Annotated in this window: 20 protein-coding genes; 13 read left to right on the forward strand and 7 right to left on the reverse strand. The window is 67.0% G+C overall.

Annotated features, from left to right (window positions below; all coding sequences use genetic code 11):
* Positions 1-188: 188 nt before the first annotated feature.
* From ABRP34_RS10890 to ABRP34_RS10900, 3 genes are read right to left on the reverse strand one after another with little or no spacing between them, the layout of a single operon-like run.
* On the reverse strand, positions 189-593 hold the full coding sequence (locus ABRP34_RS10890) for a VOC family protein (RefSeq protein ID WP_353713237.1): 405 nt from the start codon (positions 591-593) through the stop codon (positions 189-191).
* 40 nt (positions 594-633) lie between these two features.
* Positions 634-1,524 (reverse strand): aminoglycoside phosphotransferase family protein, encoded by an 891-nt coding sequence (locus ABRP34_RS10895; protein ID WP_353713238.1) that lies wholly within the window; start codon positions 1,522-1,524, stop codon positions 634-636.
* Positions 1,525-1,546: 22 nt separating this feature from the next.
* Positions 1,547-2,347 (reverse strand): IclR family transcriptional regulator, encoded by an 801-nt coding sequence (locus tag ABRP34_RS10900; protein WP_003799029.1) that lies wholly within the window; start codon positions 2,345-2,347, stop codon positions 1,547-1,549.
* Positions 2,348-2,467: 120 nt separating this feature from the next.
* Between ABRP34_RS10900 and ABRP34_RS10905 the strand changes: the two genes are divergently transcribed.
* The 9 genes from ABRP34_RS10905 (at position 2,468) to ABRP34_RS10945 (ending at position 10,145) form a co-directional block, all read left to right on the forward strand.
* Entirely contained in the window at positions 2,468-2,971 is a 504-nt protein-coding gene (locus ABRP34_RS10905; RefSeq protein WP_353713239.1) for a tripartite tricarboxylate transporter TctB family protein, read from the forward strand.
* A gap of 2 nt (positions 2,972-2,973) precedes the next feature.
* Positions 2,974-4,473, forward strand: coding sequence for a tripartite tricarboxylate transporter permease (locus tag ABRP34_RS10910; protein ID WP_353713240.1), 1,500 nt, complete (start codon positions 2,974-2,976; stop codon positions 4,471-4,473).
* A gap of 52 nt (positions 4,474-4,525) precedes the next feature.
* Entirely contained in the window at positions 4,526-5,527 is a 1,002-nt protein-coding gene (locus ABRP34_RS10915) for a tripartite tricarboxylate transporter substrate binding protein (RefSeq protein WP_353713241.1), read from the forward strand.
* Between the two features lie 98 nt (positions 5,528-5,625).
* Entirely contained in the window at positions 5,626-6,252 is a 627-nt protein-coding gene (locus ABRP34_RS10920; RefSeq protein WP_003799022.1) for a methyltransferase, read from the forward strand.
* Positions 6,253-6,267: 15 nt separating this feature from the next.
* The gene (locus ABRP34_RS10925) at positions 6,268-7,053 is read left to right on the forward strand and encodes a DUF1932 domain-containing protein (protein ID WP_353713242.1); all 786 of its coding nucleotides are present in this window, start codon (positions 6,268-6,270) and stop codon (positions 7,051-7,053) included.
* A gap of 75 nt (positions 7,054-7,128) precedes the next feature.
* A complete protein-coding gene (locus ABRP34_RS10930; protein WP_353713243.1) occupies positions 7,129-8,463 on the forward strand; it encodes a TRAP transporter large permease subunit in 1,335 nt (444 codons plus the stop codon).
* Between the two features lie 13 nt (positions 8,464-8,476).
* Complete coding sequence (locus ABRP34_RS10935) at positions 8,477-8,734, forward strand: hypothetical protein (RefSeq protein ID WP_003799015.1); 258 nt, start codon at positions 8,477-8,479, stop codon at positions 8,732-8,734.
* Positions 8,731-9,720 (forward strand): cyclase family protein, encoded by a 990-nt coding sequence (locus tag ABRP34_RS10940; protein WP_353713244.1) that lies wholly within the window; start codon positions 8,731-8,733, stop codon positions 9,718-9,720. The genes ABRP34_RS10935 and ABRP34_RS10940 overlap by 4 nt, the downstream gene beginning before the upstream one ends.
* A 95-nt stretch (positions 9,721-9,815) precedes the next feature.
* The gene (locus ABRP34_RS10945; protein ID WP_353713245.1) at positions 9,816-10,145 is read left to right on the forward strand and encodes a hypothetical protein; all 330 of its coding nucleotides are present in this window, start codon (positions 9,816-9,818) and stop codon (positions 10,143-10,145) included.
* A 19-nt stretch (positions 10,146-10,164) separates the two neighbouring features.
* Here the strand turns inward: ABRP34_RS10945 and ABRP34_RS10950 are convergent, their stop codons facing one another.
* Together ABRP34_RS10950 and ABRP34_RS10955 are read right to left on the reverse strand one after the other, a co-directional pair.
* On the reverse strand, positions 10,165-12,171 hold the full coding sequence (locus ABRP34_RS10950; protein ID WP_353713348.1) for a VWA domain-containing protein: 2,007 nt from the start codon (positions 12,169-12,171) through the stop codon (positions 10,165-10,167).
* Between the two features lie 30 nt (positions 12,172-12,201).
* Entirely contained in the window at positions 12,202-13,590 is a 1,389-nt protein-coding gene (locus ABRP34_RS10955) for a sigma 54-interacting transcriptional regulator (RefSeq protein ID WP_003799007.1), read from the reverse strand.
* A gap of 57 nt (positions 13,591-13,647) precedes the next feature.
* Here ABRP34_RS10955 and ABRP34_RS10960 point away from each other — a divergent pair, with 57 nt between their 5' ends.
* The 3 genes from ABRP34_RS10960 to ABRP34_RS10970 are packed head-to-tail and all read left to right on the forward strand — an operon-like array spanning position 13,648 to position 16,495.
* Entirely contained in the window at positions 13,648-14,304 is a 657-nt protein-coding gene (locus ABRP34_RS10960) for an MSMEG_4193 family putative phosphomutase (protein WP_353713246.1), read from the forward strand.
* Positions 14,305-14,338: 34 nt separating this feature from the next.
* A complete protein-coding gene (locus ABRP34_RS10965; RefSeq protein ID WP_353713247.1) occupies positions 14,339-15,043 on the forward strand; it encodes an SCO1664 family protein in 705 nt (234 codons plus the stop codon).
* Positions 15,044-15,082: 39 nt separating this feature from the next.
* Positions 15,083-16,495 carry an MFS transporter gene (locus ABRP34_RS10970; RefSeq protein WP_353713248.1) on the forward strand — a complete coding sequence of 471 codons (1,413 nt, stop codon included), beginning with the start codon at positions 15,083-15,085 and terminating at the stop codon, positions 16,493-16,495.
* Between the two features lie 62 nt (positions 16,496-16,557).
* Here ABRP34_RS10970 and ABRP34_RS10975 read toward each other — a convergent pair whose 3' ends face one another.
* Together ABRP34_RS10975 and ABRP34_RS10980 are read right to left on the reverse strand one after the other, a co-directional pair.
* Positions 16,558-17,037 (reverse strand): hypothetical protein, encoded by a 480-nt coding sequence (locus ABRP34_RS10975; RefSeq protein ID WP_003806230.1) that lies wholly within the window; start codon positions 17,035-17,037, stop codon positions 16,558-16,560.
* 84 nt (positions 17,038-17,121) lie between these two features.
* Positions 17,122-17,523: a YgjV family protein gene (locus ABRP34_RS10980; RefSeq protein ID WP_003806231.1), complete on the reverse strand. Its 402-nt coding sequence runs from the start codon at positions 17,521-17,523 to the stop codon at positions 17,122-17,124.
* A gap of 264 nt (positions 17,524-17,787) precedes the next feature.
* Here ABRP34_RS10980 and ABRP34_RS10985 point away from each other — a divergent pair, with 264 nt between their 5' ends.
* Positions 17,788-18,711: a LysR family transcriptional regulator gene (locus ABRP34_RS10985; protein ID WP_003806232.1), complete on the forward strand. Its 924-nt coding sequence runs from the start codon at positions 17,788-17,790 to the stop codon at positions 18,709-18,711.
* Positions 18,712-18,746: the final 35 nt, after the last annotated feature.

Raw genomic sequence — 18,746 nt, forward strand, 5'->3', positions numbered from 1 at the left:
TTGCGGGTGGGTAGGGAGCGGCTGACCCGAACGACGCCGATCGGTCGCCCACGTCCTCCCGGCCACGCCGCACGATGAGCGGGTCGGGTTTCGTAGACCCCGGAGGTGCCCTTGCCCTCGTAGTCGAATATGTCCTCGTCACGAAAAGCGACGGCGCAGCGCCAGGCAGCTACGAGGCGGCTGCACCTCTACGACGCGGCTGGGTCCAGGTGCGCGCTCTTGACCTCGGGAGGCGTCGCCCCCTGGATGACCCAGCGGTTGCCGTCCGGGTCGCTGAGGAAGGCGAACTTCACCCCGCCCATGTCCTGGACGTCGCTGATGCCGGCGCCGCGCTCCTGCAGCTCGGCGCGGACGGCGTCAATGTCGGGTACGACGAGCTGCAGCCCTTCGAGGCTCCCCGGCGCCATGCTGGTCATGCCCGTCCCGATGACGATCGAGGCAGCAGAACCAGGCGGCGTCAGCTGCACGACCCTCATCCCGGGGATGTGCTCCACGTCGTGGTCCAGGACGAAGCCCAGCTTCTCCACGTAGAACGATTTCGCCGCGTCCACGTCGGCTACCGGCACTTGCACAACTTCAAGGCGCATCTCCATGGGCCTCACCCTACCGCCCCGGCCCGCGCGAAACGCCGGATCAGCGCGCCAGGACCTGCCGGATTCCGAACTCCCCCACGGAGAACATCCGGGGATTGTCGTCGGAGTTGCTCAGCATGGCGGTAGACAGGACGAGGGCCCAGCCCCGGGCGCGCATCCAGGTTCCCCGGTCCACCGAAAAGCCAAAGGCGCCGATGAAGCGCTGGCGGGCGCCGGCGTCGAACATCAACCAGCCCACGGCAAGGTCGACGGCGGGATCCCCGGCCCCCACGTCGCCGAAGTCAATCACGCCGGCCAGCGACCCGTCGGCCGCCAGGAGGATGTTGGCCGGATGCAGGTCCCCGTGGAGCATCATCGCCGGACCGTCCCATACGGGAACCGCACAGGCCTGCGCCCACACTTCCCTCAGCCCTGCCGCCTGCGGGTAGCGTTCCCGGTCCCCAAGCCGTTCCCGCACTGCCGCGTTCCGGTCCGCCAGTGGGACCCCGCGGAGCGGATTCACTGGGACCCCTGCATCCGCGGGCACGTTAGGCGACCTGAGAAAGGCGGCCAGGCCATCAACGGCCGGCGCACGGTCCGCCGGCCCGGCCTCGACCGCCGGTGCGCCGGGAACCCACCGCACGATGCTCCAGGGCCAGGGAAAGTCCGACGTCGGGCTGCCGGCATGAACGGGCACGGGAACCGGAACCGGGGTCCGGTTCCGGTTCGCAATACTGGGAAGGTACTGCTGTTCATGCAGGATAAGCGGCACGGCTTCGGCACGGCGCGGCACCCGGACCGCCAGATCGTCACCGAGACGGAAGGTCGCATTGTCCCAGCCATTGGCCATGCGCACCAAAGAGCGGCCTGAGAGGTCCGGCCGCTGGGCCCGGATGAGGGCGTGGACGACGGCGTCACTCACTTCGATGGTGGCCGGCGGCATTCCTGCCATTCAGACTCTCGCCTTTCCTGCACTAGTAGACGGTGCCCTCCAGCAGTTCAGAGAGCCGGTTTGCTGCGCGCCGCAGTTCGGGGACGCCTGCCTTCAGCCCCTCCTCGGTGGCGGCCTCCACCGGGCTGGTCAGCGCAATCGATTCGCTCGGCAGCAGCCCGGACCGGTTGATGGCGATCGCCACCGAGAGCACTCCGGTGGCGCGTTCGTCGGCCGAGTAAGCGTAGTCCGTTCCGGGCTCCGGCAGGCGGGCCTTGAGCTCGGCCAGGCTGAAGGTGGGCTTTTCGTGTCCGGCCGCGACCGCCCCCTGCACCACTTCCTGAAGATGCTGGTCCGACGCACCGGCCAGCAGGACCTTGCCGGCCGCGCCGACGGTCAGGGGAAGCCGCTTGCCGAGCGGCATGTCATACCGGAGCGGGGCGTCGCCGTCGACGCGGACCACCAGGATGCGTTCAAAGCCCAGACGGGTGTAGAGGGACGCGGTCATTCCGGTCTGCGCCGCCACCTGCTGGAGCACCGGGCGGGATGCAGTGACCAGGGGATCGTTCTCAATGTAACTGCGCGCCGCTGGCAGCACGGCCGGTCCGATCCGGTAGGTCTTGTCCGTCTGGCTGACCATGCCGAAATCCTGCAGCACGCGCAGGATGCGCAGCGTGGTGGGCAGGCTCATGCCGCAGTTCCGTGCCAGATCGCTGAGCCGCTGGGGGCGGTCCGCCCGCTGCAGTTCGGCAAACACCTCCAACGCCCGCGACAGCGAGCGCATGTTGGAGGGCTTGCCGCCGTCGTCCGCTGCAGTACCGGGCTGCGCATTGGTGACCGTCATTCTTTCATTCTATGTAAGTTCTGTCCCTACCTGCCCGCTTGACAGCACCTGTGGGCCGTGTCACTATTTCTTCTGACGTAAGATACTTTCATTCTATGAAAGCAATTGGAAGGCATTTTGATGACAACGGAGTCGACCCTGACCCAGTCCCCCGCCCGGACGAGGCCAGCGCGCAGCGTCCTGGCCGGGATCGCCGCCTTCGGGGCACTGGGCGCCTATGTACTTGTCAGCTCAGTGGGCCTGGGCCTCTGGACCTCGCTAGGTCCCGGCCCCGGACTGTTCCCGTTCGCCATGGGCGCGGTGCTCGCCTCGATGTCAGTCCTTTGGCTGCTTCAGGAGCTCAGGCGCCCCAGCGCGGCAGGTGAAAAGGCCGACGGCGGACTGGTGCTCGCCGTCGTCGTCAGCCTTGTGCTGCTGGCAGCGTTGCTGGATCTGCTCGGCTTCCAGCTGAGCATGTTCCTCTTCCTGATGTACCACCTGAAGATCCGGGGGAAGCGGGGCTGGCTGTCCGCCCTGCTCACCGCCCTGGCCGGAAGCGTCGGAGCTTTCTACGCCTTCAACTACGGACTGAACGTGGCCCTGCCTGTCTCATCTATTCCCGTCCTGAACCTGATCGGACTCTAGACATGGACACCCTCAATGAACTGCTGAACGGCTTCGCGGCAGCCCTGACCTGGCAGAACCTCATCTTCGCGTTCCTGGGCTGCCTCCTGGGCACCGTGATCGGCGTCCTGCCGGGCATCGGCCCGGTGGCCGGCGTCGCCCTGCTCATCCCGCTCACGCTGAACATGGACCCCACCGGGTCAATCATCATGCTCTGCGCCATCTTCTACGGCACGGCCTACGGGGGAACCATCACCAGCGTGCTGCTGAACACCCCGGGTGAGGCGGCGTCGGCCATCACCACCATTGACGGCCATGCGATGACAAAGATGGGCAAGGCCGGAGCGGCCCTCACCATCGCCGCCATCGGCTCCTTCGTCGGCGGCACCATCGCCACCCTCGGACTCGTTGCCGCGGCCAAACCGCTGGGCGAGCTCGGCCTGCTCGTCGGTCCGCCGGAATTCTTCGCCCTCATGGTCGTCGGCATCTCTCTGCTCGTGGCGCTGGCCGGCAAATCCATGGTCAAGGCCCTGATCTCCGGAGCCCTGGGCCTGCTGATCTCCATGGTCGGCATCGACCCCGTCGCCGGCGCACCCCGCTTCACGTTCGGCATGGACCGGCTCCTGGACGGCGTGAGCTTCGTGGCTGTCATCGTCGGCGTCTTCGGCCTGTCCGAGATCCTCTCCTACCGCAAGGGCGAGTCGACCGTGGTGCACGCCCCCGGGTTCCGCTCGCTGCTGCCCACCGGCAAGGAATGGCGCCGCAGCGCACCGTCCATGGCCCGCGGAACCGGCATCGGCTTCGGACTCGGCCTGATCCCAGGCATGACCGGATCGGTCGCATCCCTGCTCTCCTACGGCGCCGAGAAGAAGTTCTCCAAGCACCGCAACGAGCTGGGCAAGGGCGCCGTCGAAGGTGTTGCCGGGCCGGAAACTGCCAACAATGCCCACGCCAACGCCGCGCTCATCCCGCTGTTCACCCTCGGCATCCCTGCTTCCCCGACCATCGCCGTCCTGATGGGGGCCTTCCTTCAGCAGGGCCTGACGCCCGGACCGACGCTGTTCACCGAGCACTCCGAGATCGCCTGGGCGATCATCGCCAGCCTCTTCATCGGCAACCTCCTGCTGGTGCTGCTGAACGTCCCGCTGGTGGGTCTGTGGACCTCGATCCTGCGGGTCCCGGCTCCGATCCTGACCGCGCTGATCCTGCTGTTCATGGTCATCGGCGCCTACACCATCAACTTCAGCGTCTTCGACGTCTTCGTGATGATCGGTTTCGGCCTGCTGGGGCTGGCCCTCCGGCACCTGGAGATCCCGCTGGCCCCCATGGTCCTCACCCTGGTCCTGGGTCCGCTGATGGAACGGTCGCTGCGTGAATCACTGGAAATCTCCCAGGGCGACTTCAGCATCTTCCTCAACCGGCCGATTTCCCTGGTCCTGATCATCCTCGGCGTCCTGATCATCTGCAGCCCGCTGCTGAAGCTCCGCAAGCCCAAGGCCCTGATGGACGACCCCGAAACCTAAACCCGCCCGCACTCCCCCCAACAAACAATCAGCCTCTTCGAAGGAGAAGAACTTGTCACGCACCAAAATCACCGCGGCCATCGCCGCTGCTGCCCTTCTCGCCCTCACCGGGTGCGGCGCCAACGCCGGCGCAACCTCCGCTGCCGGCGGCGACTTCCCCAAGAAGGGAAAGTCCATCGACCTCATCGTCGCCTTCTCCTCCGGTGGCGCCGTGGACACCGCGGCCCGCCTGGTCCAGCCCGTCCTGGAGAAGGAACTCGGCACCAACGTCGAGGTCATCAACAAGCCCGGTGCCGGCGGCCAGATCGGCTACACCCAGCTGACCAGCGCCAAGCCTGACGGCTACACCATCGGAGCCACCGGCTCCCCGTCTGTCGTCGTATCCCCGCTGGACCCCAGCCGCGGCGCAAAATACACGCGCGACAGCTTCCAGCCGCTGGGCCGCCAAGTCATTGACCCGGCCGTCATCGCCGTCCAGCCGGACAGCCCGTACAAGACGCTGAAGGAACTGCTCGACGCCGCCAAGGCCAACCCCAAGTCCCTCACCGCGAGCACCACCGGCCTGCAGACCGGCGAACACTTCGCGCTGGCCCAGATCCAGGAAACCACCGGCGCCGAATTCGCGCCGGTCCACTTCTCCGAAGGGGCCTCCCAGGCCACCACGGCGTTCCTCGGCAAGCACGTCGACATCCTGGTTGCCAATGTCAGCGACGTCACCGACCTGACCAAGCAGAACAAGGCCCGGGTACTGGGCATCATGACCACCGAGCGGTCCCCGTCCCTGCCGGACGTTCCCACGTTCAAGGAAAGCGGTTACGACGTCGAAGCCGGCACCGCCCGCGGTTACTCCGCCCCCGCCGGCCTTCCGGACGCCGTCGCCAAGAAGCTCGAAGCCGCCCTCCAGAAGGCCATCGAGGACCCGGAGGTCGTCAAGAAGATGAACGACCTCGGCCTGCAGACCAGCTACCTCTCCGGCAAGGACTACCAGACGTTCTGGGCAGGACAGGAAGCGGACTTCAAGAAGGTCCTGCCCCTGGTCCAGAAGAAGGACTAGTTCAAGAGAAGGACTGGGCCAGAAGAAGGACCAGCCCGCCCGCATACGGCCCAGACAGCCCACCCCGTTCAAACCGACACCACCAGGGAAGACACGCCATGACCACCCACGCCCTTCAGGACACCTCCTTCACCCGACCGGACCAGGAACTTATCAACCGTCTGGCCAAGCTGCCCGCCGCCAACATCGGCGACGCGGTGGACCGGCTCGGTGTGGCAGATTCCGCGATTCAGGCGGTCTGGCCGGGCGCGAAAATCGCCGGACCTGCCTTCACCGTTTGGACCCGCCCCGGGGACAACCAGGGCATCCACGAAGCACTGAAGCTGGCGCAGCCGGGGGACGTCATCGTTGTGGCGGGTGGCGGCGACGAGTCCCGCGCCCTCCTCGGTGAGCTCATTGGCGAGCGCGCCATCAACCTCGGCATCGCCGGCTTCGCCCTTGACGGTGCGGCACGCGATGCCGAGGCCCTCGGCGAGATCGGCATGCCGGTCTTCGCCCGGGCCGTCACCCCGGCGGGCCCGTACAAGAACGGGCCGCACCGGCTCGGCGGTCCCATCGCCTTCGGCGGCGTCCCCGTCCTGCCCGGCGACATCATCATCGGTGACTCCGACGGCATCGTGGTCATCCCCAGCGAGCAGGCCACAGCCGTGGCGGAAGCCGCCGAAGCGGTATTCGCCGACGAAACCAACCGACGGGCGTCAATCATCGCCGCCCGCGGCCAGTAAGTAAGGAACAGTTTCATGACCAAGTGCACCATCATCGGCCTGGGCGAAGCGGGTGCAGCCTACGCCTCCGCGCTGGCAGCAGCCGGCCACCAGGTCACCGGCTTTGACCCCGTAGCCCCGAACACCCCGGCCGGAACAACGCGGGCAGCCACCGCCGCTGAAGCCTGCCGGGGCGCGGACATCGTCCTGGTGCTCACCGGCGCTGCCGCTGCCCGCAGCGTCGCCAAGGACTGCCTGCCGGTGCTCCCTGCGGGCAGCACCTACGCGGACTTCACCTCATCCTCCCCCGCCGTGATGCAGGAGCTCGGCCAGCAGGCCGGCCAGGTTCACTTCGCCGACGTCGCAATCCTTGGGCCGGTCGCCGCCCTCGGCGCCAAAACCCCGCTGATGGTCAGCGGCCCCGGATCCGATGCCGTGGTGCGGCTGCTGGCGCCCTTGGGCGTCGACGTCGAAACCGCCGACGGCGGGCCGGGGGCGGCCATGTCCCACAAGCTGCTGCGCAGCGTCCTGATGAAAGGCCTCGCGTCGGTGGTGGTAGAAGCCGTCACCGCCGGCCGGGCCGCCGGGCTGGAAGGATGGATCCGGGAGCAGATCGCCCGCCAGCTCGCCGGCGACGGACAGTCCGTCATCGACAGGTTCCTCACCGGAACGTCCAAGCACGCGGTGCGCCGGTCCCACGAAATGCAGGATACGGCCAGCTACCTCGCCGAACTCGGCGTACCCGCAGAAATGACGGAAGCCTCCGCGGCAGCGCTGACGCGGATTGCCACAACACCGGCACCGGAGGCCGCCCTGCGCTGAGCGCGCATGAGGCAGAATCAATGAACAGGGAGTCAACGTTGAACCCGGAAGCAAGCGAACCCGAAGGAGCGGCCGATGATCGGCATCTGGGCACTGGGGGCCTATCTGGCCGTCATCCTGCTCTGGACAACTGTCATCAAACGCAGCGTCGGCGAGGCCATGCTCCTCGGATTTCTCGTTGTCCTTCCGTTCACGGGCTCCGCCGCCCGGACCGGCTGGGATGCGTTCTATGACGCCATCACCGATGAGATCGTCTATGCCACCATGGCGTTCGTCTTCATGGGTTACCTGCTGGAGCGGACCGGCGTGCTGGACCGGCTCATCGACCTGCTGAACTCCCTGATCGGCGGGGTCAAAGGCGGCCCGGCCTGGGTCTCCACGGTCGCGTCGGCCGGCCTGGGCGGCGTGGTCCACAACCAGGCCGCGATCGCCGCGACCGTGGGATCGGTGACCATCCCGTGGATGGAAAAGTCCCGCCTCGACAAGCCGTCTGCGGCAACGCTGGTGGCAGGCAACGCAGGCATGGGCATCACCTTCCCGTTCAGCGCCTCGATGTTCGTGCTCGTGGGATCCGCCACGGTCGGCCCGCTGCTGCAGGTCAACGACCTCGTCCTACCCCTGCTGATTGGCGGACTCTGGTGCTTCCTGCACCGCCTGATCGTTACCTACGTGCTGATCCGCAAGAGCGACATGGCACCCCTCGATCGGGCGCACCGGACGCCTTTCCGCCGGGCCTTCGCCCAGGGCTGGGGCACCACGCTCCTGTTCGTGGTGGTGGCCATCCCGCTGATCATCACCTCCGGGGCAATCGCCAACGCCCTCTCCGACTGGACGGGCTCGGACGTGGCCAAGTCCGTCAGCGTCATCGCTTGGATTCCTGTGGTCCTGATCATCACGGGCACCATCCTTGGCCGGAAGCGGCTGCCGCGCAGCCCGAAGGCCTACTGGGACTTTCTGCAGCAGTCCGCCCCGCGCTTCGGCGTCGTCGGCGTCACCGTGGTGTTCGCATTCGCCGGGGCCAACGCGCTGGCCGCCACCGGCCTGCCCAAGCAGATGACAGCACTGCTGAACGACCTCCACCTGCCGCTGTGGCTGCTGGCCATCCTGATCGGACTGATCGTCATCGCCGTCGCCGCGCCCCTGTCCGCGACGGCGACCATGGCCGCCGTCGGAACCGTGGGTGTGGCCACGCTGGTGGCCGCAGGCGTTCCGGCAACCACCGCGGCAGTCGCGGTGCTGGTCTTTTCCTCCTGCGAGGCGGCAGTGCCGCCCGGCGGCGCTCCGCTTTACGTCGCGTGCGGCATCGCCGACGTGGACCCGTACAAAACGTTTGCCCGCCTGTTCGTCCTCTACGCCCTGCCGCTGCTGGCCATCGGCGTGCTGATCGCCGTCGGCGTCCTGCCGATCTAAGGAAAACGTGGAAATGCAGAAGTTGCGACACACCATCAACGTCATCTTCGTGATCAGCCTCGCGGTGCTCCTCATCGCCGGAATAGTTTTCGTGGCCGGGCAGGCCCTCGCCCTGGCCACCGGGCAGGGCGGCTGGCTGGCGGTCCTCAACGCGGCCGTCAAGGGCCCGGCGTGCATCGCCGCGTCTGTCTGTGCCATCGCCGGATTTCTGCTCAGCTACAAGACCCCCGCGAACCAGAACAACCCGCAGCAGGAAGCCCGCACACCATGACGTCCTCGGAATCCGGCACGACCTACCCCTCCTACGAGGCACTCCTGGAACGGGAAGGGCAGCTTGCGGGCACCTCCTGGGGCCTGTTTCCCGATGCCGGGCGCGGCACTCCGTCCTTCATCCAGCCCGGTTCCGTCCGGGATGCCGCCGGCTGCGTCAGGACCGGCGCCGTCTTCGGCCTCGACTACCCCGCCGACGCCTTCGACCCCGGGATGTCCCTGAAACGGCGGGCTCCCCGGCACACGATCTACTCGGCGCACCCCGCCCACCGCGACGACTACCTTGACGGGTACTACCTGCAGGGCTCCAGCCAGATCGACGGCCTCCGGCACCGCAGGGCGGACGACGTCGGCTTCTACAACGGCACGCCCGACGGCGACATCCGGGAAGGAACAGCGGCCCTCGGCATCCAGGTGTGGGCGGAGCAGCCCATCGTCGGCCGGGGCGTACTGGTGGACGTCGACGGATATTGCCGGGATCAGGGCACGCCCATCGACCATGCAGCCGGGCAGCCCCTTGGCCTGAAACTGATCCGGGCCGCAGCCGAGGCCCAGTCCCTGGCTCTGCGGCCCGGGGACATCCTCATGATCCACACGGGGTGGTGTGAGTGGTTCCTCGCGCTGCCCGCCGGGGAAAAGGAGAGCCAGCGCGACAGCCGCCGGGCCAGCGGCATCGAACAGTCGGCCGAGTTCGTCGCCTGGGCCTGGGACAACCGGCTCGCCGTCATCGCCGCGGACAACTTCGCCGTCGAATGCCTGCCGCCTGTCCCGGCGAGCCCGTTCCGGGATACGGCACCCAACGACCACGGCATGATGCACCAGCAGTTCCTCGCCAAACTCGGCCTTCCGCTCGGCGAACTCTGGCAGCTCGGACCGCTCTGCCGGCACATGAAAGCCGCCGGCAGCTGGGACTCGCTCGTCACCGTCAAACCGCTGAACATCACGGGAGCCACCGGTTCCCCGGCCAACGCGACGGCAGTGACGTAGCAACTCCACCCCCGACTTGTTAGCCACGTCACATTCGTCTATGGTTGTCCGGGGCCACAGCGTGGTGGCCCTTTCAAAATTGGGGAGACAACTTAGTGAATGAGAAGCTGCGGGTGCTGGTCAGCGTTGACCTCGACGGCGCCAAGGCCCGGGTCAAGACGCAGGGTCATGTGACCGTCCAGAGCATTCAGGGCCTGTACGACGTCATGAAGCGCGCCGACTCGCTAGTCCCGGGGCTGGCCCTGGAACTGGATATGACCCTTGCCGAGGTGGAGCCCCAGGCCCTGGAGGAACTCCGCGGCTGCGCCCGCTCCCACCACCTTCCGCTGCAGGTCGATCCGCTCCAGCGCGACTACCGGTTCAGCATCCTGGCACCGACGCTGGTAGCTCTCCCGGTCGCCGCACCTGTGCTGGCAGCCGCCTGACGTTCCGCCAGCCTCAGGGTTAAATCCCGGCGGTCCAGTCGTCGTCGTACAGGCCGTCCCGGAAGTGCGTGCGGAGGTATGCCCCCACCACGGCGGCCCCAAGGTCCCCGGTTTCGGGCGCCACCACCCGGCCGTCGATCCGGCGGGCCAGTCGCTGGACGAACCGTTCAAGTCCCGGGTCGTCGCCGAGCCGGAAGAACGTGGCCTGCGTGCCGGACCGCGCCAGCCGGTCCAGCTCCGCGACCGTGACGCGGATGGTTTCCGGGTCCGGCGGCCAGCAGAACCATGACTCGCCGTCGGCCAGCAGATGGGCGGTGGGCTCGCCGTCGGTCACCACGAGCAGGACGGGCTGCATCGACGGGTGCTGACGGAAGAAGCGGCCGGCCAGCAGCAGGCCGTGGTGCAGGTTGGTTCCCTGTTCCCGCAGGGGCGGCAGGGCCGTGAGCTCGCCGATGTCCATGGACTGCGCGTAACGGCCGAACGTGACCAGCTGCAGCCGGTCCCCGCGGAACCGGGTCGAGACAAGATGGTGCAGGGCGAGCGCCGTGCGTTTCATGGGCACCCACCGTCCTTCGGCCGACATGGAAAAGGACACGTCAGCGAGCAGGACGACGGCGGCCTGGGTCCGGGCTTCCGTCTCCGTCACCTCGATGTCGCCGACGGCGAGGTGCAGTCCCCGGCCCGGATCACCGCCGTCGGCCATGGTGCGCCGGATCGCGTTGGTCATGGTGCGCGTCACGTCCCATGGCTCGGCGTCGCCGAATTCCCACTGCCGGCTTGAGCCGGTCTGCTCACCTGCGGCTCCGGCGACGCGCGTATCCCGCCCGCCCTGCCGGCCGGACAGTTGCTTGGCAGTGTCCCGCAGCAGCGATTTCCCGAGCCGCCGCATGGCCTGGGGTGACAGCCTGAGGTCACCGTCGGCTCCGCGCCGCAGGTAGCCGCCGTCCTGCATCGCCCGCTCGATCTCCGCGAGGGTGCGGGCAGTCACCGCGGCGTTCTGCCCGAGCTGGCGGGCCAGGGCATCCAGGTCCAGGTCATCGAGGGAGGACCCGTTGTAGTGCTGGGAGAGCTGTTCGGACAGCTCGTCGAGCTCGGCGATGTCCTGCAGCACGCCGGTGCCGTCGCCCAGTCCAAGTCCTTCCTGGCCGCCGAAGCGCTCGGAGCCGTTCCAGTCCTCACCGGGGCGCAGCGCGCGCAGGCTGTCGTCGAGCTGATTAAGCTGGGCCATGAGTTCGGCCGAGCCGAACGCCTGGGCGGACAGCCGCATCAGCTCTTCGCGCTGCTCGGGAGACATCGATTGCAGCAGCCGCTGGGCTGCGGCCGCGCGCTTGGCGAGGGCGTCCACCAGTTCCTCGACGGACTGTGGATTCTCCGGGAAGTAGTCACCGTGCTTGGCCATGAACTGCCGGAAATCCTCGTCGGTGTCCTCGCCGCGGCGGTGCTTGCCGAGCAGTTCGTTGAGGTCGCGCAGCATCTCGCTGACGGCTTCGCGGTCTTCGTCGGTTGCGTTTTCGAGGGCCTGCTTCATGCCGGCGAACCGCTGGTCAAGGACCTCGCGGCCCAGCAGGTCTTTGATCCTGTCGTAGGCTTCGCGGGCACTGCTCGACTGCCAGTCATAGGAGGCCAGTTCGTTGACCGCTGCCGCCGTGGACGGGGGCAGGTTCTGCAGCTGCATCTCGCGGAAGTCGCGCTCGGTGTTGTCCATCATGGCGTCGCGGGCGAGCTGCTTGCGTTCCTCCAGCACGGCGGTGTCGAGCAGCTTCTTCACCTCGTTGAGCGTGCCGTCCAGCCGGTGCCGGCTCAGCAGTTCACTCCGGCGCTGCTGGACGCGCCGGGCCAGGTTGTCGAGCCCTTCGCGGTCCCGGCCGCCGCGCCGCAGAAACTCCTGCAGGGCATGCCGGGGTGAGTAGCCGGCCATGACGTCCTCGGCGATCGCGTCGAGCGCTTCTGCCAGGTCGACCGGCGGGGCGAGCGGATCCGGACCACCGGCGTACCGGCCGTACCTGGACCGGTTGTGCAGGGTCATCATGCCTCCTGTACCGAGCAGAATCTGTCCTTAGCCGTACACCGTTTCCTCGTCGTCGGACTCTTTGGAGATCCGCCGGGCGAGGTAGAGGCCCTCCAGCGCAAGTTCGACGGCGGCGGCTCGCTGGCCGTCGTTTTGCGCGCCCAGGCGCTCACCGATTTTGTCGTAAAGGCTTGATCCGTTGAGGGACGGAAGGTTCTCGAGGAACTCCCGCGCCGTGACCTGGTCCCCGGTGGTCACGGTGGTGTGGCCGTCGAGGGCGGCCACGAGCGGGCCCATGTCGAGGCCCTGGAAGTGCGCGCGGACAGCCTCTGCCGTGGCCGTGCGCAGCAGGTGGTCCAGGATGCCCTGTTCGCGCCCTTCCTCACCCGACTCAAACTCGATCTTCCCGGTGAGGACCTCCACCGCGGTCTCCAGGTCGATGATGCGCGCCACGGCCTGGTCTTCCCCGCGTACGCTGGCCCGGCGCAGGGCAGCCGCGGCGACGGTTTCGGCGCCCGCGATGGCGAACCGTGCGGAAACCCCTGAGGTCTGGTTGATGGCCGGCGACTGCCGCAGGGCCCGGGTGTAGCGGGCCAGGATCTCGAGGATGACGGGCGGGACGTCGGCCACCAGCTTCCCCTCCTGCCGGATGACGGAAACCTCGTCATCCAGCTCGATCGGGTAGTGGGTGCGGATTTCGGCGCCGAAGCGGTCCTTTAAGGGCGTGATGATCCGGCCTCGGTTGGTGTAGTCCTCGGGGTTGGCGGACGCGACGACGAGCACGTCAAGCGGCAGCCGCAGCACGTAGCCGCGGATCTGGATGTCGCGCTCCTCCATGACATTGAGCATCGACACCTGGATCCGCTCGGCGAGGTCGGGCAGCTCGTTGATGGCGATGATCCCGCGGTTGGAGCGCGGGACGAGGCCGTAGTGGATCGTCTCGGGGTCCCCAAGACGGCGGCCCTCGGCCACGCGCATCGGGTCGACGTCGCCGATGAGGTCGGCGACGGAGGTGTCCGGCGTCGCAAGCTTTTCGACGTACCGTTCCGAGCGGTGGCGCCATGCCACCCGCATCCGGTCCCCCTCGGTGAGGGCACGGGAGCGGGACTGCTCGGTGATCGGTTCGTACGGGTGCTCGTTGAGTTCCGACTCCTCGATCACCGGCGACCACTCGTCCAGCAGCCCGGCCAGGGTGCGGAGCAGCCGGGTCTTGCCCTGCCCGCGTTCGCCCAGCAGGACGACGTCGTGGCCGGCGATCAAGGCACGCTCGAGCTGCGGCAGGACGGTCCGGCTGAACCCGAACAACCCGGGCCACGGATCGCGCCCGGCGGCGAGCGCGGCGATCAGGTTGTCGCGGATTTCGTGGCGCAGATCCTTGTGGACATGGCCGGCTGCACGAAGTTCGCCAACGGTGAAGATATCGGGACGATCACTCACCCCTCTACCGTAGTCCTCGGCGGTACGGGGAATCGAGCAATTTGCCCGATACCCTTAATGCTGATGACTGCAGCAACGCCGCCGGCGGGACCCCAGGGCACGCTCCTCCTTCTGGTGCGCCACGGGGAGACCCCCACCACGGGCAAGGTGCTGCCGGGGCGGGCCCCTGGACTGCACCTGTCCGAGCGGGGACGGGCCCAGGCAGAACGGGTCGCGGAACGGCTGGCCGGCCTGGCGGTCGACGCCGTCTACTCCTCCCCGCTGGAGCGAACCTGCGAGACGGCCGAGCCCACGGCAAAGAGCGCAGGACTTGAGGTGCGCGAGGAGGCCGGCCTGATCGAATGCGACTTCGGCGAGTGGACCGGCGCCGCCCTCACCGACCTGGCGGGCCTGCCGGAATGGCATACCGTGCAGCACAACCCGTCGGCCTTTCGTTTCCCCAACGGCGAGAGCTTCACGCAGATGCAGGCGCGGATCGTCGGGGCGCTCGAGGTGCTGGGGACAGCGCACGCCGGGGGCGTCGTCGTCTGTTTCTCCCATGCCGATCCCATCAAGGCGGCAGTCGCGCATGCCTTGGGCACGCCCCTGGACCTCTTCCAGAGAATTGTCATCAGCCCGGGGTCGGTCTCGGCCATCTCCTATTCAGACGGGCAGGCGCCCGCCGTGCTCACGGTGAATTCGACGTCGGAACCGCTGAGCGGGCTGCGGGCGTGAAGGTCAGGTGCCGTGACATGGGGCAGAGGTTGACATGGTGTCCGGACGGGAGCTGAGCCTCCTTGCTGATGGCGAAGTCGAGCTGCTCGGACGCATCCCGCGCAGCAGCAACGAGACGTTCCTGGTGGAGGTCTCCGCCGGGGACGATTCCTCCTATGCGGTGTACAAGCCAGAGGCCGGGGAACGGCCGCTGTCCGATTTCGAGCCCGGGCTGTACCGGCGGGAACGCGCGGCGTACCTGCTCAGCGAGTCCCTCGGCTGGGGAATCGTGCCGCCGACGGTGATCCGCGAGGAAGCACCCTTGGGGATAGGTTCGCTGCAGTGGTTCATCGACTGCGATTTCAGCGAGCACTACTTCACCCTGTACGCCGACGTCCCGGAAACGCACGGCGACCTGGCGCGGATCGCCCTGTTCGATTACGTCGCCAACAACACGGACCGCAAAAGCGGGCACGTGTTGCGGGGCGACGACGGGCGGGTGTGGGGCATCGACCATGGGCTGTGCTTCTCGGCCATCTTCAAACTGCGCACCGTGATCTGGGACTTCGCGGGTGACCCCATCCCCCAAGCCCTGCTCGACGACATCGCCCCGCTCGCCGAGGCCGTGCCCGCCGGTGTGACCGAGCTCCTCGACGGTTCGGAGGTCGCCGCCCTGCAGCGGCGGGTTCGGCGCCTGCTGCACGAACCGGTGCTGCCGGTGGACCGCACCGGCATGCGCTACCCGTGGCCGCTGGTGTAGCCGTATCCGTGCCGGTCTGCTGTCAGTACACTGGAACGCATGACCGAGCAGGAACCCGCCCCGGTCGCGGATGCCGAGGCTCCGACTCTGACCGATCCCGACACAGTCGATACGTCCTTGCGCAGTCCCAAACAGCGGTCCCGCACCTTCGCCGGAATCCTGGTGAATACGGCGCTTGCCAACATCACCACCAGCTATCTCTGGTTCGCCCTGACGTTCTGGGTGTACCTGGAGACGCGCAATGTGATCGCCACCGGCGTGGTCGGCGGCGCCTACATGCTGTTGATCGCCCTTTCCAGCATCAGCTTCGGCACCTTCGTGGACCGCTACCGCAAACTGGCCGTGATGCGCTTCGCTGCCGGTTTCACCCTGGTGATGTTCGTGCTGTCCGGGGTCATGTTCCTCCTTACGCCCGCCGCCCAAATCCTGGATTTGGCCCAGCCCTGGTTCTGGATCTTTACGCTGATCATCCTGGTCGGAGCGGTGGTGGAAAACATGCGCAACATTGCGCTGTCCACCACGGTCACCATCCTCATCGAGCCGGACCGGAGGGCCAACGCCAACGGGCTCGTGGGAATGGTGCAGGGACTGATGTTCATCATCACCTCGCTGCTCTCCGGGCTGTCCGTCGGGCTGCTGGGCATGGGGTGGACGATCGTCGTCGCCCTGGTTCTCACCGCCTTGGCGTTCGCGCACCTGCTCACCCTGCGCATGCCAGAGGAAGTGCGTGCCGCCGCCACAGATGCGCAAGGCGGATTCGACCTGCGCGGTTCACTCGCTGCCGTGCTTGCCATCGCCGGATTGTTCGCGCTCATCCTGTTTTCCACGTTCAACAACTTCATCGGCGGCGTCTACATGGCGCTGATGGATCCGTACGGACTGGAGATGTTCTCCGTGGAGATGTGGGGGGCCGTCTTCGCTCTCGGCTCCACCGGCTTCATCGTGGGCGGCGCACTGATCGGCAAATTCGGGCTCGGCGCCAACCCGCTGCGCACCATGCTCATCGCCGTGGCGGTGATGGGGCTCCTCGGTGCGATGTTCACGTTGCGGGAGTGGGCCTGGCTGTACGTCGCGGGCATCTGGCTGTATCTGGTCCTGATACCGTTCGTGGAAGCCGCCGAGCAGACCGTCATCCAGCAGGTGGTGCCCCTGCCCCGCCAGGGCCGGGTGTTCGGATTCGCCATGGCCTTCGAGTCCGCTGCGGCACCGGTCACCGCATTCCTCATTGCCCCGATCGCCCAGTTCTGGATCATCCCGTACGCACGGTCCGCCGAGGGCGCCGCCCAGCTGGCCCCGCTCCTGGGCGAAGGCACCTCCCGCGGCATCGCCCTGGTCTTCCTGGCGGCAGGAGTCATTATGATCGCGGCAGCGTTGGCGGCTTTTCTGACGCCGGTCTACCGCAGGGTTTCGGCATCGTATGCGCGGGCCGCTGCTGGCCCGGAAGCGGGATGACCTTCCGGGCCTCCGCGGCGGTCATAAACCGCGAGGCCTAGGTCCGCGGCGCTGATGCAGGGCTACCGGTACCAGCCCACGGCGCGGTCGTAGTTGCACTCCAGCGCGCCTGTACCTGGGTCAGTGCCTCCTCCGGCCGGGAAGTAGATGGCGCCAAAGTTAGCGGCGTCCGCTTCGATCCGTCCCTGGGCCCAGATCTGAGCTGCCTCCAGATCGGTCTCGGGGATGGGTTCCCGCGTGGTGCGGCCCGTCTCGTGATGGATGTCCAATTGGTACTCCCCGGGCTGGGACGTCCCGGGATAATTGCCGGGGTCCTGCTCGTCCCGTCGGCTTATGAGCACTTGGGCGGCAGCATGGAGAGTGGACTGTTTGCTTGGTGCGCTGCCTTGCTGCTGCTGTTTAATTCGGAGGCCCGATGCCGCGCTTTCAACGGTGTCCTCTGGCGTGACGAGGTAGTCTGAGCCGCTGACGTCAGCTTCTGAGCCCCCGACACTTTTCAGATGCTGCCCGAAGTGATCGGAGCTGCTTTGGATGGGGTTCATGCACCCTCCTTGAGGGTATTTGCGGCGATTGCCGACAGGTCCCACCCTAGACCTATTTCACCGCTTTCGGGTCGTGCGCCCGGGTTATGCGCAGCGGGCAGCCCGAGGCGCTTCAATGATAGCGAGCTGGCCGGTTTCGGGGACACCCGGAAACTGCACCTGCGGCGCTTCAACAATGGCCAGCTGGCCGGTTTCGGGGACACCCGGAAACTGCACCTGCGGGGCCTCTGCAGCGGGCGCCGGCGACTCCTGTGTGGCGCGCATGCGAAGAAGTGCCACCGCGGAAATGAGGAACCACGCGACGTTCGTGACTACGGACGGCCACGCTTCGTGGAATGCGCCATTGACAATGAAGGCGCACGAACCGAGGAGATTCGCGGTCTGGAATCCTTTGCCGGCCTTCAGCCAACCCATGGACACAGCCAGGTACGCACTGAGAATCGCAACCGCGCCGGCCCAACCGGAGATCTCCCACAGCAGTTCCATGATGTCCTTTCAGAGTTGATGCCCGGCCGCCATTCGCTGGGCGGAGTGAAGATGACGGGCGATATGTTTTGTTTGGAAGAGGCGTCATTGCCGGAGGGAAACAGGCATCGCTGGATCGGCGCATGCTCAGCCGTCCGGGCGGGGATCTCCATCGCTGGACGGTCCGGCTTGTATCCCTTGTCCCTACTTTTACTGCAATTATGGGGACGGAACAGCTTTAGATCAATTGCATTCCACTGAAGACATGGTTTAGAACTACTTAACATGGATATCGATCCGCGCCGGCTGCGAGTTCTTCTTGCGGTTGCCCGTACGGGCGGAGTGCTCGCCGCGGCTGACGAACTGGGGATTACGCCGTCTGCCGTGTCCCAGCAACTCAACAAATTAGAGGACGAGACGGGTCACGCTTTGGTGGTGCGAACGCCCAAAGGCTCGGTTTTGACACCCGCGGGCCTGGCCATAGCTGAAGCCGGCGAGGAGATCGAACGCGCACTCAGCGTCGCCCGCGCCCGGATAGAAGGCGGGGCCAAGATCGCGGGGGTCGTGCGGGTGGGCGGATTCACCAGCTTTGTCCGTACGGTGGTGATCCCGCGCCTGCCCGAGTGGCGCATCCAGTACCCGCAACTGCAGATCCGGATGATTGAGGACGACTACCCCGCCTTGATGCGGCTGCTCCGGCAGCGCGCGCTCGACGCCGTCGTGGTCGAGTTAGATTCGACGACGCCCGGTCAACGTTCGCTCTCCGCTGGCATGACCGAGGAGCCCCTCCTGGACGAGCCCTGGAAACTGGTCGTACCCGCGGGTGCCCTGCTCAGCACCGAGAACATCGATCTTGGCCGGCTGCCTCTGCCGTGGCTCGGCGTCGAGCCCTCAGCCGCCAACGCTGCGGTGCTCGGTCGGCTCCGTGAGTCCACCGGCGCCCAGATGGAGACCGTGCACCAGTACCAGGACACGCTGACCGCCCTGGCACTGATCGCCGCCGGCGAGGGTGTCGCCATTGTGCCCACGTTGGCGCTGACCGGAGTCGTCCAGGACGGCGTGGACGTCCTGGACGTCCCCGGGCTGGGTACGCGACGCATCGTTCTGCGGCGGTTCGACCGGCGACGGTCAGCCAGCATGCCGGTGGACACGGTAGCTCGCCTTCTGCGGGAATCGGCTGCGGCGTTCGACACCCGGTCGACAACCTGACCTGCTCTCTCTATGTGTCCGGTGTTCTCTGGACA

It is taken from the genome of Arthrobacter sp. K5 (genome assembly GCF_040448525.1).
GTDB lineage: Bacteria > Actinomycetota > Actinomycetes > Actinomycetales > Micrococcaceae > Arthrobacter > Arthrobacter globiformis.